This is a genomic window from Rahnella sp. PAMC25559 (genome assembly GCF_050632365.1).
Classification (GTDB): domain Bacteria; phylum Pseudomonadota; class Gammaproteobacteria; order Enterobacterales; family Enterobacteriaceae; genus Rahnella; species Rahnella rivi.
Window position 1 is genome coordinate 4,321,186 of sequence record NZ_CP192543.1, and the last position, 16,012, is coordinate 4,337,197.

General features: G+C 56.9%; 11 protein-coding genes. 5 read left to right on the top strand and 6 right to left on the bottom strand.

Going from position 1 to position 16,012, the window contains the following annotated elements; genetic code table 11:
• Positions 1 to 135 precede the first annotated feature (135 nt).
• Together cspE and ACQZQY_RS20920 are read right to left on the bottom strand one after the other, a co-directional pair.
• Positions 136 to 348, bottom strand: a complete 213-nt coding sequence (gene cspE / locus ACQZQY_RS20915) for a transcription antiterminator/RNA stability regulator CspE (protein WP_056781364.1) — start codon at positions 346 to 348, stop codon at positions 136 to 138.
• A gap of 377 nt (positions 349 to 725) precedes the next feature.
• A complete protein-coding gene (locus tag ACQZQY_RS20920) occupies positions 726 to 1,841 on the bottom strand; it encodes a DUF1615 domain-containing protein (RefSeq protein WP_431296344.1) in 1,116 nt (371 codons plus the stop codon).
• Between the two features lie 133 nt (positions 1,842 to 1,974).
• Here ACQZQY_RS20920 and ACQZQY_RS20925 point away from each other — a divergent pair, with 133 nt between their 5' ends.
• Both ACQZQY_RS20925 and ACQZQY_RS20930 read left to right on the top strand, forming a co-directional pair.
• Complete coding sequence (locus tag ACQZQY_RS20925) at positions 1,975 to 2,700, top strand: DUF3053 domain-containing protein (RefSeq protein ID WP_431296345.1); 726 nt, start codon at positions 1,975 to 1,977, stop codon at positions 2,698 to 2,700.
• Between the two features lie 91 nt (positions 2,701 to 2,791).
• The gene (locus ACQZQY_RS20930; RefSeq protein WP_056781372.1) at positions 2,792 to 3,064 is read left to right on the top strand and encodes a hypothetical protein; all 273 of its coding nucleotides are present in this window, start codon (positions 2,792 to 2,794) and stop codon (positions 3,062 to 3,064) included.
• A 78-nt stretch (positions 3,065 to 3,142) separates the two neighbouring features.
• On the opposite strand, the gene ACQZQY_RS20935 is transcribed toward ACQZQY_RS20930, so the two are convergent.
• Positions 3,143 to 4,051 carry a LysR family transcriptional regulator gene (locus ACQZQY_RS20935; protein ID WP_390972912.1) on the bottom strand — a complete coding sequence of 303 codons (909 nt, stop codon included), beginning with the start codon at positions 4,049 to 4,051 and terminating at the stop codon, positions 3,143 to 3,145.
• A 114-nt stretch (positions 4,052 to 4,165) separates the two neighbouring features.
• Between ACQZQY_RS20935 and ACQZQY_RS20940 the strand changes: the two genes are divergently transcribed.
• The 3 genes from ACQZQY_RS20940 to ACQZQY_RS20950 all read left to right on the top strand — a co-directional run bounded on the left by ACQZQY_RS20940 (position 4,166) and on the right by ACQZQY_RS20950 (position 6,078).
• Entirely contained in the window at positions 4,166 to 5,377 is a 1,212-nt protein-coding gene (locus tag ACQZQY_RS20940; RefSeq protein WP_122097398.1) for an MFS transporter, read from the top strand.
• A gap of 305 nt (positions 5,378 to 5,682) precedes the next feature.
• Positions 5,683 to 5,790, top strand: a complete 108-nt coding sequence (yniD, locus tag ACQZQY_RS20945) for a small membrane protein YniD (RefSeq protein ID WP_112164783.1) — start codon at positions 5,683 to 5,685, stop codon at positions 5,788 to 5,790.
• Between the two features lie 45 nt (positions 5,791 to 5,835).
• Positions 5,836 to 6,078 (top strand): hypothetical protein, encoded by a 243-nt coding sequence (locus ACQZQY_RS20950; protein WP_072158192.1) that lies wholly within the window; start codon positions 5,836 to 5,838, stop codon positions 6,076 to 6,078.
• On the opposite strand, the gene recD is transcribed toward ACQZQY_RS20950, so the two are convergent.
• The 3 genes from recD to recC are packed head-to-tail and all read right to left on the bottom strand — an operon-like array spanning position 6,079 to position 15,334.
• Complete coding sequence (gene recD, locus ACQZQY_RS20955) at positions 6,079 to 8,133, bottom strand: exodeoxyribonuclease V subunit alpha (RefSeq protein WP_431296346.1); 2,055 nt, start codon at positions 8,131 to 8,133, stop codon at positions 6,079 to 6,081.
• Positions 8,130 to 11,828: an exodeoxyribonuclease V subunit beta gene (recB, locus tag ACQZQY_RS20960; RefSeq protein WP_431296347.1), complete on the bottom strand. Its 3,699-nt coding sequence runs from the start codon at positions 11,826 to 11,828 to the stop codon at positions 8,130 to 8,132. The genes recD and recB overlap by 4 nt, the downstream gene beginning before the upstream one ends.
• The gene (gene recC, locus ACQZQY_RS20965) at positions 11,825 to 15,334 is read right to left on the bottom strand and encodes an exodeoxyribonuclease V subunit gamma (RefSeq protein WP_431297226.1); all 3,510 of its coding nucleotides are present in this window, start codon (positions 15,332 to 15,334) and stop codon (positions 11,825 to 11,827) included. The genes recB and recC overlap by 4 nt, the downstream gene beginning before the upstream one ends.
• Between the last annotated feature and the right edge of the window lie 678 nt (positions 15,335 to 16,012).

Below are 16,012 nucleotides of genomic sequence, written 5' to 3' on the forward strand. Positions count from 1 at the left end.
AAATAATAAACCCCGGCCTTGGCCAGGGTTTATTTTTGTGGTTCAGCATGTCGATATTGAAACAATGATTCCTGTCTGCTCCGGGTTTACCCCATCTTCGCTATTGCAGGTGATTTGCCTCAATATCAGGCGACATTACAGAACGACAACGTTACCCGCTGAAGGGCCTTTCTGGCCTTGTTCGATGGTGAACTCAACGTTCTGACCTTCGTCCAGGGTTTTGAAATCATTGCTCTGGATTGCAGAGAAGTGTACGAACACGTCTTTGCTGCCGTCTGCAGGAGAAATGAAACCGAAACCTTTACCAGCGTCAAACCATTTTACTAAACCAGTCATTTTATTAGACATAGGAAATACCTTCTTCGTTTTTATTTTATGATGCCATAGGGCAATATAGGTCTGTTTTTATTTGAAATACTTATGGATGCATCAGAGAAGGAAATTCGTCGGAGAAAGGATTTGCTATATCACTTGAACCAGGAACTGCTTTACTAAAATGTCTTACATAAATAGGTCTTAACCACAAACCGTTGACGCTATTTACACACAGCAGGATTTATTAAGCAAGCCTTTATTTCATCGCATTTCAATTGATGCTGATTATATTTCCGCGGCAAATAACCCGCAGGCCACGAAGGGCGGTGGCTGTAGCCCGAAAATAAAAGAATAAAACCTGCCGGTTAAAACAGGTTTTAAGACGATTCCTCAGGCTCACTTCGCGTTCTTCAGCGTGCCGATGCCCGGCGGACGCACTCGGCGCGGCGTCCGTCTACCCGTTTTGCAAACCACGCCGTGGTCAGCGTGCGGGTAATTTTTGGACTTTCCAGCGTAATCCCCGGCAGGATTTCACGCGGCTGACGCTTGCCGGTAGTTTTATCTGCCAGCGCAAACACCTGCTTGTATAGCTTCGTGTCCTCAAACTCAGGCTGATCCCCCTTCTCCAGCGCCTTGCGGATGGCAGACTGGCTGAGATCCAGACGCTTGCTTAGCGTGCGCACCGCCAGCTCCGTGCTGCCCGGTTTATCGCTGCCGTAGTTGATCAGATCCCCGTCCAGCGCCAGCGGAATGCCCGAGGCCTTACTGACCGCACTCTGGAACGCCGCGTTGCGGCTGGCGTACCAGCCCGCATTGAAATCGGCAAAACGATAAAGCGGCTGAGAATAATTCGCCGGATAGCCCAGCAAATGCTTCACGCCGAAATAGACACCGCCGCGACGGCTGAACACCTCATTACGAATGGAGCCATCGACTTTATACGGATAGCCTTTGGCGTTTTGCTCGGCAAACGCAATGCTGACTTGCATCGGCCCGCCGGTATGCACCGGATTCAGATTGCCAAACAGCTTCTGCCCCATCGGCACCATATTGATAAAATCATCGAAAATCGCACTGAGTTGTTTTTCGGTTTTCACCTTATCCAGCCGCTCGCTGTAAGACTTGCCGTCAGGAGATTTCAACAACAACGCGGTGTGCACCAGGAAATTCGGCACGTGAACCGCGTCAGCGCGGCGGTCGATCTCTTTCCACGCAATTTTTCCGAGCCCCGGCACCGGCGCGTCCGCGTTGAAATTCGATTCCTGCTGCGCCACGGCCAGCACGGAGCAAATATTGTCGGTCGTTGCCGGGATGCCCTGCGCTGAAAATGCCGCCGTGATGTCCGTTGCCCAGCCTTTCTTGTCCGGGGCACCGGAAGGCATAAGCCGAACGATATCCGCCCTGGTGTCCTGCGGATTTTTCAGCGGCGCCTCTTCTTTCTTATTCGAGGTACACCCGGCGAGGATCATTATTACCAGCAGGCCGAGCGTGCGGGGAACTAAAAATGGCTTATCGTTCAAAGTCATACATTTCCTGAAGAGGCAGTTATCCGTTAACGCAGGGACGTTAACCAAGATAAGCGCGGCTTTCTAGTTAAAATTTCATCTTTTTACGCTAAGGTTAATCTTCTGAATATGGGGCAAAAGGAGCAAGGAATCCATGCATTACGCCACCAAAACCTCTCACTTTCACCGCGCATTTCTGATGCCTTTTATGCTGCTGATGATGATTTTTGCCATCAGCGGCTGTGGCGACAAAGAGCCCGCACAGCGCAAAGCGTTTATGGATTTCCTCCAGTCGCGCATTCTGGATAAACAGGTGCTGGCCGTCCCGCAACTGACCGAAGAAGAGAAAAAACAGTTCGGCGAATACAGCAAAGATTACGCGATCATCACCGGTTTCCATCACCAGATGAATACCGAGCTGAACTCCTCGCTGGTGCCGGTATTTGCCGGAATGAACAGCGTGAACAGCGTCAACGCGCTGGTCGAGCAACGAGATGATTTAAAGAAAATGGCCGACAGCAGCCTGAACTGGAAAGAAAAAATCATCACGCTGAGAACGCAGGCCGATACCCAGCACAGTGCGCTGAAACAGCCGGATGACCTGAAAAAGCTTTACGATCAGGCCTACGATAAAACCGTGGTGAAACCTTCTGAAATCACTGAACAGGTGTTTGATTTACTGCCGAAGGTGCTGAATCTCATCGTGGAAAAAGCCGACTTCATCAAAAGCCAGGGCAAAAACGTCACCATTACCGGTAACCGCCTGCAATTTTCCACCCAAAAACAGCTGGATAAATACAACGCGATTCAGCAGCAGCTGGTGCCGCTCAATGCGCAGCTGATGGAATACAGCCGCCAGATGCAGCAAATGGTACGCTAAACCCGCATTCGTGCACCCTGACCGCCGAAAGGCGGTTTTTTCATGGCGACGCTTTTGTTATGGTGTGCGGCAATTAACTAAGGAGACACCTATGAGTGACGAAATTCTTGCCAAACGCGTGGATCAGCTTGAACGCGTAAACCGTGAACTTCTGGTTCAAATTTCCGCCATGCGTCTGTTGTTCGGCAGCGTGGGTAACGTGCTGAACGCCAGCCAGGAAAATGCTTTCACCGTCGCCGTGAATCAGGCGCTGGAAGCCAACCGTGCAGACGTCGCCAATCAGACCGATCTGGATGAGGCTTCACGCAAATTCCGCGAAGACGTCTTCAAATGCACCGAATCTCTGTTGCCGGGAAGCCGTTAATTCCCCACGCACAGTCAGGGCTCAACGCAAACTTGAGCCTTTTGATTTTCCCCCACGCGTCTGCGCTTACCCACCCGCTTAGTTGGGACACATCAGCGCCAACTCAGGGCTTTCCGGAAATACCCGTTCGCTGAGAAAATCGATTAACACCCGCAACTTTGGCGTCATATAGCCGCCCGATGGCCATAAAATGAAGAAGTCTGCACTGCGTTTAACGTACTGATCCAGCACCGTCACCAGCTGTCCACACGCCAATTCCTTACGGATGCTAAAATCCGGCAAACACGCAATACCCAACCCCTGCAGAGCAAAACACTGGCGCGTTTCGATGTTATTGCAAACCATCGACACCGGCAGCGTCAGATCCTGATGCGCAGGGAATGGCCACTGCTCAAGCTTTCCGCTGTTGGGAAACCGGAAATGCAGACAACGGTGATTCAGCAAGTCCTGCGGTTCGCCCGGCACGCCGTGCGCGGCAAAATAGGCCGGGGCGCCGACCAGCAGATGATGAAATGTGCCGAGTTTTCGCATCGAAAGCCGTGAATCGGCCATCTGCCCGGTACGCACCACGGCATCAAACCCTTCTTCCACCACATCAACGATACGATCGGTAAAATCCAAATCCAGTTCGATGTCAGGATAGCGGCGCATAAATTCCCCCAGCACCGGCAACAACAGTGTACTCACCTGCGGCAAACTCAGGCGCAGCCTGCCACGAGGACTTTCTGACAACTGAGATAACTCACTTTCCGCCGCTTCAAGCTCAGCGACAATCCGGCGGCTGCGCTCAAGAAACAGCGCACCTTCCGCCGTGAGCGTGACGCTGCGCGTGCTGCGGTGAAACAGGCGGACGTTCAGCTTGGTTTCCATCCGGGCGATGCTTTTGCCCACCGCCGACGCCGATACGCCTAATATCCTCCCGGCGGCCACGAAGCTTCGGGTTTCAGCAACGTGCACAAACACATTAAGGCTACTCAGACTTTCCACTGCCACCTCCGATTACGGACAACAGAGTCCGCATACACTGGAAATGTACCCTACTTTTTCCGCACTGAGGAATTCTCTATCGTGATTTCACCTTTTCCGTCACTGAGAGACTCCATGAATTCCACTGCACTGAAATCCCCCCTGCCGCTTTCGGCTTTACTGGCGATGGCGATGACCGGTTTCATCGGGATCATGACTGAAACCCTGCCCGCCGGTTTATTGCCCCAAATTTCTGCCGGCCTTGATATTTCGCAGGCGATGGCCGGGCAGCTGATCACGCTTTATGCCGCCGGATCTCTGATGGCGGTGATCCCGCTTGCGGCGATGACGCGCGGCTGGAACCGCCGCACCGCGTTACTGACCGCGATCCTCGGTTTTCTGGTGTTTAACACCATCACGACAATATCGACAAACTTCATGCTGACGCTGTTTGCCCGCTGGATGGCCGGTGCCGCGGCAGGTCTGGCGTGGGGATTACTGGCGGGCTATGCACGGCGTATGGTGCCGGTGCACCAGCAGGGACGAGCGCTATCGGTGGCCATGCTGGGCGCACCGGTGGCGCTGTCGATTGGCGTACCGCTGGGGACGTGGATGGGCACCCTGCTCGGCTGGCGGACGGCATTCGGGGTCATGTCCGCCCTCACGCTGCTGCTGGTGGTGTGGGTGATGCGTAAAGTGCCGGATTATCCGGGGCAGGCTGCCGGGGAACAGCAGTCGCTGCGCCATGTCATAATGATGCCCGGCGTGCGCAGCATACTGGCCGTGATCCTTCTGTGGATGCTGACGCACAACCTGCTTTACACCTATATCGTGCCGTTCCTGAAACTCTCCGGTCTGGCCGGACGGGCTGATCAGATCCTGCTGGTGTTCGGCATTGGCGCGCTGGCGGGAATTGGCATCACCGGCATGCTGGTGGATAAACGTCTCAGGCACACCCTGCTGACCAGCCTGGCGCTGTTCGCCCTGATTTCTGTAGGGCTGGCGCTGGACAGCCATTCCCCGTTCATGGTCACGCTGTGCGTTCTGGTCTGGGGGCTGACGTTCGGTGGCGCGGCAACGTTACTGCAAACCGCCATCGCGGATGCCACCGGAGAACAGGGCGATATCGCGCAATCGCTGGTGGTCGTGTCATGGAACCTGGCGATTGCCGGTGGCGGTTTATCGGGTGGCATTCTGCTCAACACAACCGGTATTGACGTTTTCCCGTGGGTGATGGTTCTGCTGCTGCTGGCCGGTCTGGGCATCGCGTGGCGCGCACGGCAACACGGCTTTAAACCGGGCAGCCGGCATGCACTCATTTGCGCGGATCCGCTCACGAAGGGATAGGATCAAAGTTTCACTTTGTCTGAAAGGGTATAATTTCCTAAACCCTTTCAGAACCAAATGCCTGAAAGTTCCTCAGACGCAGCTCTTTCTGATAGAGTAAAAAACAGGCAATGCAAAGACGATGAGACGATGGAAGCCCATAAAAAAGCCGCTATAATTTTGACTGTACTCACCCTGACAACCTTACTACTGGTGGCTTTTGAGTGGCTCGCCGACCAGTCGGTTCCCGAATTAAAGGAACACGTGGTCCACTACATTGACCGGCAAATCACCAGTTAACACTGGCTCAATACAGGGAGGCTCCGATGGTCACAAAAAGGATGATGAGTAAACACTGGAAGATGGTCGTCGTGCTGTTGTGCATTTGCGGCGGCCTGTTGTTACTCCGCTGGGCGGCCATGATTTGGGGTTGAGCTTTTATTGTTAGCGATACTATTTTGAGTTAAGTTGACGCCCATATGAAGACCCCCAAACCACGTCGCCCTCACGGGCGATGGACCTATTACATTATGTACGAAGACATTCTCTGGCCCTGCCCGGTTCGCTGGGAGTGGGAGAATGGCTATGGCGGCTGGCTGCCGTTTTACTATTCCCCGACGCTTGAGTTTGTTGCCGGTGACCCGCTGAAAGCGACCAAAGTGCCCGCTTCCAAAACGCGGGCCACGGTCAAAACCCTCAAAACACCGCAATACGAATACTGATCACACCGTTTCGATCAATCCGCTGGCTCTCAGCACCCTGCGCTGTACCGCTTCCGGCAGCACCGCATTGACACCTCCGACACACCCCAGACTGAACCAGTGACGCGCACGGGTGATCCCGGTGTAAATCAGCTCGCGCGTGAGGATCGGGCTGAGATTCTCCGGCAACAGCAGCGCGGTGTGGGTAAATTCAGAACCCTGCGATTTATGCACCGTCATGGCGAATACGGTTTCCACCGCCTGTAACCGGCCAGGCATCACCCAGCGGATACTTTGCGTACCGTCTCCGGACAAAAATGCCACGCGCATCCCCCATACCGTCGTCCCCTCCGCCAGCGTTTGCGGGTAAGGCAACGTAATGCCGATGTCGCCGTTCATCAGCCGCTGGCCGTAATCGTTGCGCGTCACCAGCACCGGACGCCCCGGATACCAGCCCACCGACGCCGGGATCAGTTTCTCTTTATACAGTAATTCCGCAATGCGCAGATTCAACCCTTCAACGCCCCAGCGCCCGCCGCGTAAAGCACACAACAACTGAAACTGACTGTAGGCCAGCAACACTTTTGTGGCCCAGCGGTTGAAGGATTCCGGCGGTTCATCCACAGCCGGTCGCTCATTATTCACCACCGTCAGATAATGCCGATAACCGGCTGGCGGCGAAATGCCCTCGCGGCTTTCTGTCGCAGGAAACTGCCCCGCCGCACCGTTGATCACCCAGTCGCGCAACGCCGCATCATCGTCGGCACTCAATGTCAGCTGCGCCAGGTCAGCGTAGCCGTGCTTCCAGACCTGTTTAAGGGCTTTCACATCCCCGTCGTTTACCGCTTCCGCCAGCTGACCGATACCGCTTTGCGCATCGAAACGGTAGCTGTGGCGCAGCATCACCACGGCCTGATCGATCGCCGTACCTTGCGGATCCACCAGCGCATCGGGGATCTGCTCGCCGGTCACGCTTTGCAGCCAGTCGCGGGTTTGCGGCAGATAATGGCCCCCCCTGGCGCGCTGACAGAGTTCACTGAGCAATGCGCCCGCTTCCACCGACGCCAGCTGATCTTTATCACCGAGCAGGATCAGGCGTGCGCTCTCCGGCAACGCCGCCAGCAGTGCCGCCATCATTTCCAGATCGACCATCGAGGCTTCATCCACCACCAGCACGTCCAGCATCAGCGGATTGCCCTGATGATGGCGGAAATGCCGCGTATCCGGGCGGCTGCCCAGCAAGCGGTGCAGCGTCACCACTTCCGTATTGATGCTTTCACGCACCGCCTCGCCGTTGCCGAGCCCGCCGAGTTCCAGCTTCGAAACTGCCCCCGCAATCGACTCATTCAGCCGTGCCGCCGCTTTACCGGTCGGGGCGGCCAGCCGGATACGCATCGGCTGGCCCCGGTCTTCCAGTGCCAGCGTTTGCAACAACGCCAGAAGGCGGACGACGGTGGTGGTTTTACCGGTGCCGGGGCCGCCGGTGATAATGCTGAATGCACTTCCCGCCGCCAGCGCACAGGCCAGTTTCTGCCAGTTAACGTGCCCGGCATTGCGCTTCGCCGGGAACAGCGCGTCCAGCGCCGTGCGCAGGGAGTCCACCGGCAACGCCTGCGGCTGACTGCGCGCCAGCCGTTGTTCAATCGCTCCGCGCACGTTCTGTTCGTACTGCCAGTAGCGGCGCAGATATAACCGGTGGCCGGTCAGCACCAGCGGCGTATTGCCCGCACCGTTGCCGACCAGTTGCGGCTGCACCAGCGCATCCATCCATTGACGGAGCGTGAGATTATCCAGCACCGCTGAGGGGCGGATCACCGCACCGTCGGCGTGATCGCCATCCGGCGGCAGGGAAAGTGAAAAGGCGCTGTCCGCCAGCGTGGCCTGTAAATCCAGACAAACGTGGCCGCGTCCGAGCTGATAGCTGGTCAGCGCGGTAGCCAGCAATAACAGCGGATGCGCATCGGGCACCTGTTTCGCCAGAAACGTCACCAGCGCACGATCCAGCTCACGCAGCCAGCCGCACGCCACCCAGCTTGCCAGCAGGTGCGCCATATCTTCATGGCTGTTGATTTTCATGCGCTTTTCTCCTGATTGCCACTAAACAGCATGTCGAGTTCTTCCATTAACGCTTTATCCGGCCGCTGAACGCAGACCCCGTTGCCCGGCGCATGGCTGCCGCGCAGGAAGACATACACCGCACCGCCGATGTGCCGGTCGTAGTCGTAATCCGGCAGACGTGATTTCAGCAAACGATGCAGGGCGAAAAGGTACAGCGTGAATTGCAGATCGTAGCGGTGATCCCGCATCGACTGCGTCATGGCCGTCTGGTCATAGCCGCTGGCATCAGCGCCCAGCCAGTTAGATTTGTAATCCAGCACGTAATAACGCCCGTCGTGTTCAAACACCAGATCGATAAAGCCCTTCAGCATGCCGTTAAGATCTTCCGCCAGCAGTGGCGCGCGTTCTGCCCCGCCGAGCGTGTAGTGCTGAACCAGCTTGTCCAGGCGACGGGTCGGCACCTGCGTCAGGGAGAACCAGAACTCCATCTCCACCTGATACGGCGGCAAACCGGCCAGCGTAAACGCCTCACCATCCGGCAGCGGTAACGGCTGCGTCAGCAACGCGGTCAGCCAGCCGGTCAGTGCGGGGATCCATTTCTCCCAGCCGCGGGTCTGACAGCGACGGCCAATCTGATCGGCGATTTTCTCCGGTTCAGCCGCCAGCGCAGCAAAGCCTTCGTCCCCCGCCCACTCCAGTAAACCATGCAGGAAATTACCCGGCGCCGGGCCGCGCGGAAACGCATACAAATCCGCGCCGGTCATCGGCTGCGATAATGCGTCTGTCAGTCGCAGATCGTCCAGCCCGAGGCTTTCGGAGATCTTGTTTTCAAAATAGGTGTCCTGTGCGGCGCTTTCGGCCTGCGCCTGCGGCTCGTGTGTTACCCCGTCTGAGACGATATAGGTTCCGGCAGGCGCGATTTGCAGACCCGAGAAACTCGACACCCACCAGCGCGGTGCTTTCTGCGTCCGCAACGGCGGGCGCGGCCCCAGCGCAGGCAACGCCTGCTGCGGACGAAACACGGCACCGTCAGGAACCGGCAGCGGCCATGCGCGCAGAGTGTCGGTTTCCAGCGCCTGCAAACGGCCCGGCAACGCGGCAGCATCAATCGCCTCTCCGCCGTTAAAAAGATAACCCGGCGCGCTCTTTTCAAACTCTTTCAGCGGTGCCATGCCCAGCCACAGCGCATAACACGAGCGGGTCAGCGCCACGTAAAATTTACGCAGATCTTCCCCCAGCCGTTCACGGTCAGCCAGCGCCAGCTCGTCTTCACTGGCGCTTAACGCCACTTCCAGCTCGCCTTCCGGCGTATGCCATTTGAGCGGTGAATCCTGTTTTTTCACCGCGCGGAATGCGCAGGCAAACGGCAGGAAGACCAGCGGATATTCCAGACCTTTGGATTTATGCACCGTCACCACTTTCACCAGTTCGGCATCACTTTCCAGACGCAATTTACGTGCGTCGCCGCCCTGATGTTCATCCTGACACTGCTCCGCCAGATAGCGGATCAGCGCATGTTCGCCGTCGAGCTGCACACTCGCCTGTTGCAGCAGTTCTGAAAGATGCAGTAAATCGGTCAGCGCGCGCTCATCACCGCGCCCGAGCAGGCGGCGCGGCACGTCGAACTCCCACATCAGGCGGCGCAGCATCGGTAAAATGCCCTGTTTGCGCCAGCAGGTACGGTACTCCTGAAACTGCCGGACATAGCGCTCCCACTCATTTTCATCCTGATTCAGACGATCCAGCGCTTCCCAGCTGAGATTGAGCGAAGGTGTCCCCAGGGCGGCACGCAGCAGACGATCGTTTTCCGGCGCGGCACAGGCCGCCAGCCAGAACTGCAATTCGCCTGCCTGCGCGCTCTGGAAAATGGATTCTTTATCTGACAGATAGACGCTGCGCACGCCGCGTTTGGACAGCGCCATGCGGATCGCCGCGGCCTCACGGCCGGTATTCACCAGCACCGCGATATCGCCGGGCATGACCGGTTTCAGCGGTTCTCCGGGGTGGCCGAAACCGGCGGTGCCCTGTTGCCCGAGACGCAGCAAACGGACAATTTCTGTCGCACAGCCGTCAGACATCAGCTGAACGTACTGAAGTTTCGGCAACGCTTCCGCCTGATCTTCCGGATACCACAGCGTCATGGCGGCAGCTTCGGCGTCGTCAATCACCAGCGTATCGGCGCGTCCTTTGGCTTCCACAGACAGGAACGGCACCTGATTGTCATCACCACGACGGAACAGAAAAGCGCCCTCGCCGGATGCGCGGGATTCCGCCAGCTGGAACACTTCGTTCACGGCCGCGACCATGGCGCGGGTGGAACGGAAGTTGGTCGCCAGCGTGTAGTGACGTCCGCCGGTATCGCGGCGCGCCCGCAGATAGGTGTAAATATCGGCCCCGCGAAACGCATAAATCGCCTGTTTCGGATCGCCGATCAGGATCAGCCCCTGCTCCGGTACATTTTCTGCCACCCGGTAAACGGTATCGAAAATACGGTATTGCAGCGGATCGGTGTCCTGAAATTCGTCGATCATCGCCACCGGGAACTGGGTGCGGATGATCTCCGCCAGCCGTTCACCGTTATCGCTGTGCAGCGCGGCGTCGAGGCGGGTCAGTAAATCGTTGAAGCCCATCTGCGCACGCTTTTGCTGCTCGGCGTCAAAGCGGTTTTCTATCCAGCGGCAGGCGTGTTTCAGCAAACCGCTGCGCGCATCAGGCAAACTCTCGAGACGCGCTTTCAGGGTTTCCATCGCGGTCAGCGCCGGATGCGCAGGCGGCTCGCCCTGTTTCCAGCACTCTGCCAGGCCTTCCGGCGTCAGGCGTTCCCAGCCGGTTTTCAGATCCGGCATCACTTCATCGGTGGTGGCCCAGGTATGGAGTTTTTCCAGCCACGGCGTGAAATAACGCGCCTGAATTTTACGGCCATCGACCACTTTCGCCGCCACCGCGCCCTCGAGGATCGTGCGCAGCTCCTGCGTCCATTGTGCCCAGCCCTGTTTCAGCGCCGCCAGCTCGTCGGCTTTCTGCTGACTGACCGTTTCGCACACCTGCGCAGGCGGTTCATCCGATCCCAGTTCGTCGGCATAGTCCAGCAGTGGCATCACGCTCTGGTGTAACGCTTCCGGCGTGCGCCACCAGCCGCGCAGGGTGCGGATGTCCGGCTCCGGCAGCGCGAAATAGAAGCTGCGCCAGTAGTCGCGCACCACGTCCATCAGCAATTCGCTCTGATCGGTTTCCAGTGTCTGCGTAAACAGGCTGTCGCTGTCGAACGCGTGTTCGCCGAGCATCCGGTTACACCAGCCATGGATGGTGGAAACCGCCGACTCATCCATCCATTCGGCCGCCAGTTGCAATTTACGGGCACAGCCCGGCCATTGCTCAGGCGTGTATTCCGCACGCAGTTTTAGGAGAAATTCGTCGCCGGATGACGGCTCATGCGGATCTTCCTGAAAGCACACCGCCGCTTTGGACAGACGTTCACGAATACGATCCCGCAGCTCTTTGGTGGCCGCATCGGTGAAGGTCACCACCAGAATGTCGGGCGGCGTCAGCGGGCGGCTGAAGGCGTTATCGCCGCCGTGCCCGAGCACCAGCCGCACGTACAGCGCGGCGATAGTGAAGGTTTTCCCGGTACCGGCGCTGGCTTCAATCAGGCGGCTGCCGGTCAGCGGGAAATTCAGCACGTTAAGGGCCGATGGCAGGGTGCGATCCGTCATTCCTTTCCTCCTTTCTTACTGCGAGAAAGATGATTTTTCAGCGGAGCCAGAAGCAGATCCGCAAGCACGGCGAATTCGCCGTCGGACCACAATGTGGCAAAATCAGGCCACGCGCGGGCCAGATACGGGTTGCTGTCGCGCTCACCGAATTTTTTGTTAGCCGGATCGTGATTTTCATAGGCATCACGCGCGGCAAACCAGGCATCGCTGTCCGGCGCGCTCTGTTCATTGCCGTCTTTTTTCAGCCAGACGAAGGCGGTTTTCACCGCCAGCGGCAGCGGACGTAACTGCCCCTGCTGCCAGGTCTCCACCAGCGTTTGCCACAGCGCTTCGGCCTGTGAAATCTCCAGCGGCGGCAGTTCAGCGGTGCCGTTTTTGCTGACAATAATGCTGTGCATCGGCTGCCCGCCGAGGTGCCCGGCCAGATGAGCGACCCAGTACGGCAGCAGTTTGTCGAAACGGTAGCTGCGCTCTTTGGTCATCAGGCCGCCACTTTCCAGCACCACGCGCGCCCGTTCACCGCCCTCACTGGCGCGCAGATCGCCCAGCCAGTCTGAGAAACTGACGCCGCCGGTATCAACGCTCAGCGATTCATTGCCGAGAGCCTGAGGCCACGCGTCGAGCACCTGCTGATAGCTGGCAAACAGCTGTTCCATCGGCTCCGCCAGATCTTCACTCAGCACTCTGGCAAATTCTCCCGGTGCCAGCTCGCCGCGCCGTTCGATGCGTTCAAGCTGCTGTCGCAAAACATCCTGCCGCGACACCCCGGCTTCCAGCGCCCATTTCTGCGCGCGGATCAGTTCATCCTGTAATCGCCAGTTTTCCAGCGCGTTCACATCGAAAGGTTCCTGATCTTCGCTGCCTGGATCTTCCCGCTCAAAATAGATATTCAGCCGCTGGCGGAAGAAGCTGCGCACCGGATCCGACAGAAAATCCGACAGCTGGCGCAGCGTCAGCGCCCCTTCCTGTTCAACAGGTTGCAGCGGTTGTGCAGCAACGTCAGCGGCTTCCGCTTCCAGCCCGGCACGCCATTCGTGGGCATAACTGAACAGCGCGCTGTCTTTAACAAAATAGTCGCGGTTGAACGGCTGAAGACGATGTTCAACGGTCAGCGCGTTTAGAAAAGCTTTTCTTTCCCTCTCACTTTGGTCTTTTATTGACTCTAAATTATTCTGACTTTCTTGTTCTTCCGCTGTTTCTAAAAGCTTCCAGCCTGCCGCCAGATGGTCACGCAGTTGCGCCACCAGCACCGACGGCGGGCGCTCAGTGTTGTCATGAATGCTGCGCCCCACCCAGCTGATGTGTAGGCGTTCGCGGGCAGAAAGCAGCGCTTCGAGGAACAGGTAGCGGTCATCTTCCCGACGTGAACGGTCACCGGGGCGGTAATCGCGTCCCATCAGATCGAAATCCATCGGCACGCGGTTACGCGGATAATCGCCGTCGTTCATGCCGAGCAGGTAAACGTGGCGGAACGGAATAGCGCGCATCGGCATCAGCGTGGCAAAGGTCACCGCACCGCCGAAGAACGGCTGCGTCAGGCCGGACTGGTCAAACTGTGCCAGCCAGTGATCGCGCACCACAGAAAGCGGCAGTTCGGCCTGTAAATCAACGCTTTCACAGGCTTCCAGCCAGGTGTCCAGTTCGGTGTGCAGACGGACTAAAATAAAGCCGTCCTCTCCCTCGTCGTCCTGTGCAAAATACTGTGAAAGGATCGCGCGCAGACGCTCGCCCCAGACCTGCGGCGCGGCGGGCTCGCGCAGCTGACGCCAGGTATCATCGAGGCAACTCAGCAGATGCGACAACGGCCCGATCAGCGCCGCGTCCAGCCCGCCGATTTCATCCAGCGGCTCGATATTCCCCCAGGCTTCGCCGCTGCCCACTGCGTAGCCCAGCAGCATCCGTTGCAGGCCAAAGAACCAGCTGTTTTGCTCCGGCGATAACGGCAGTTCGAGGCTCTGACGCTGTTCGGCGTGCAGCCCCCAGCGCACGTTGGCGGCGCGTATCCAGCGGTGCAACAGCGGCAGTTGTTCTTCTTCGATGGCAAAGCGCTGACGCACCGACGGCACATCGAGTAAATCCAGCAAATCACTGACGGCAAACCGCGACTGCGGCAAATTCAGCAGGCGCTCCAGCGCGCCGAGCAGAGAATTATTCTGGCGCGGCCCCTGATCGGCGACGGTGAACGGAATGTAGCGCGGGTCGCTGCGCGCGGTCAGGCCGAACACCGCCTGAATATGCGGCGCGTAGCCGTTGATGTCCGGCACCATCACAATAATATCGCGCGGTCTGAGCGTCGGATCTGCCGCCAGCGCGGCCAGCAGACGGTCATGCAGCACTTCCACTTCGCGCTGGGCGCTGTGGGTAATGTAGAAGCGCAGAGAGTCGTCCTGCGCATTCAGCGGCGGCCAGTATCCTTTGGTTTCAGCCAGCGGGCGCAGTTGCAAAATATCTTCCTGCAACTGGTGCAGTAACGTGTCGGTGCCGTTAGAGGTAAAGAGATCAATACGCGGGATCACCGGTGCCAGTTGCGAGGCATAGGATTCGTGGTTGTCATATTCATTGAGCAGGCCGATATAATCGCGCCCCTGCTTGCCCCACGCTGCCAGCAGCGGATGGGCATGCTGATGAAGCTCATCATCGTTCATCACCGGCGGCATACCCGGCTTGCGCTGCTGACGCATCCGTTCGGCGCGCAGCAGATCTTTATCGGCGATGATATCGCTCCAGTCGTGCTCGCACGGGTTATGCACGCACATAAAAATGTGCGTCCAGCGGCCAAGCACCGCCAGCACTTCGAGAGATTGCTGTGGCAGTGAAGAGATGCCGAAAACGACCAGGCGCGCAGGCAGACCGGCCGGGCGCTGATGTTCAGAAAGCGTTTGGGCGTGGTGCAGAAAACGCTGATGCAGCGCGGCGCGACTGGTATTACGCTGATTTTCAGGAACATCCGCCAGCAGCGCACGCCACAGTTGAGGCTGCCACAGCAGGTTTTCCGGTAAAGGCTCGCTGCCCTTGCGGCTGGTACGCAGAACGTCCAGTCCGTTGCCCCAGTCCTCCAGCCAGTCGGCGCGATACACCTGATATTGATCGAACAAATCGGCCAGACGCTGTGCCAGCTGATGCAGTTTGCGCATGTCGCCGTCGTCTTTTAAGAAACGCGCCAGCGGTGCAAACACCGGTTCGGTGAGCAATTGCGGTAACAGCCGGATCAGCCGCCAGGTCAGCAATGGCCGGTCGAACGGTGAAGATTCCGGCACCTGCTCTTTGCCCAGCACGGCGCGGTACACCTGCCAGAAAAAACGCGCCGGAAGTTTGATGTCCAGCGCCGCCGCAATGCCGCAGCCGCCGTCATCCGCATCGCGCGCCAGCGCCAGTTTCAGCCACTGGTTGATGCCATTGCTCTGCACCAGAATCACTTCATTTTCCAGCGGCGAAAGCGGATGCGCCGCCATCCACGTGATCAGCACGTCCCTCAGGGCTTCTGAGTGATTGCCGTGTAACACCATCAAACCTGAATTCACGCCCGCATCCCTTATTATCGCTGGTTTAAGGGAGAGATTTTGCGTTGATTTGGAAAGGATTGAAAGGAAAAGAGGCCGGGATTGCAGGCACCGTCATCCTGTCAGAGGGAGACGTTAATGATGACTCCCCTGATAATTTCATTAGCCAATAAATTAGTTTTTAATTAAATTCATTTCAGTAACATTCAGCTATCTAATAATTTTCTGTTTATCAGCGGTAAAAATCTCATTTTTTAGAAGATTCAGAAAACAGCTTTTGTGTCGTGAAAAGTAAACTGTTATAAAGACGCGTTAGTTATTTACCGCATAACAAATACAAGTGAATCAGTTAATAAAAATATTTACAGTGAATATTAGAATTATCTATAGTGGTGTTTTCTTGTAAGCATTATTGGCTCTCGCCGCTATACCTGCTGAAAGGTGCGGAAAAACAAACAGTAAAAACAATTCTTTACACTTTAAAAACAGCAAGTGCATCATGAAAAAACGTAAAAAATCCAGACAATTTCTGTGCGGTCGCCAGAAATTACAGGGTCTGAAAGACATCTGTGATTTATTATTTACACTATCAATACCACTCAGCATGTATATTTGTATTTCAGCTGTCATGACAGGTAAGAAAAATATTTTATCGGAAAATGCTACGTCACTTTTAGAATTCCC

Bases quoted from the DNA above. Each gene is read 5' to 3' on its own strand.
- cspE (WP_056781364.1), bottom strand. From the start codon at position 348: ATGTCTAATAAAATGACTGGTTTAGTAAAATGGTTTGACGCTGGTAAA.
- ACQZQY_RS20920 (WP_431296344.1), bottom strand. From the start codon at position 1,841: ATGACTTTGAACGATAAGCCATTTTTAGTTCCCCGCACGCTCGGCCTG.
- ACQZQY_RS20925 (WP_431296345.1), top strand. From the start codon at position 1,975: ATGCATTACGCCACCAAAACCTCTCACTTTCACCGCGCATTTCTGATG.
- ACQZQY_RS20930 (WP_056781372.1), top strand. From the start codon at position 2,792: ATGAGTGACGAAATTCTTGCCAAACGCGTGGATCAGCTTGAACGCGTA.
- ACQZQY_RS20940 (WP_122097398.1), top strand. From the start codon at position 4,166: ATGAATTCCACTGCACTGAAATCCCCCCTGCCGCTTTCGGCTTTACTG.
- yniD (WP_112164783.1), top strand. From the start codon at position 5,683: ATGGTCACAAAAAGGATGATGAGTAAACACTGGAAGATGGTCGTCGTG.
- ACQZQY_RS20950 (WP_072158192.1), top strand. From the start codon at position 5,836: ATGAAGACCCCCAAACCACGTCGCCCTCACGGGCGATGGACCTATTAC.
- recD (WP_431296346.1), bottom strand. From the start codon at position 8,133: ATGAAAATCAACAGCCATGAAGATATGGCGCACCTGCTGGCAAGCTGG.
- recB (WP_431296347.1), bottom strand. From the start codon at position 11,828: ATGACGGATCGCACCCTGCCATCGGCCCTTAACGTGCTGAATTTCCCG.
- recC (WP_431297226.1), bottom strand. From the start codon at position 15,334: ATGGTGTTACACGGCAATCACTCAGAAGCCCTGAGGGACGTGCTGATC.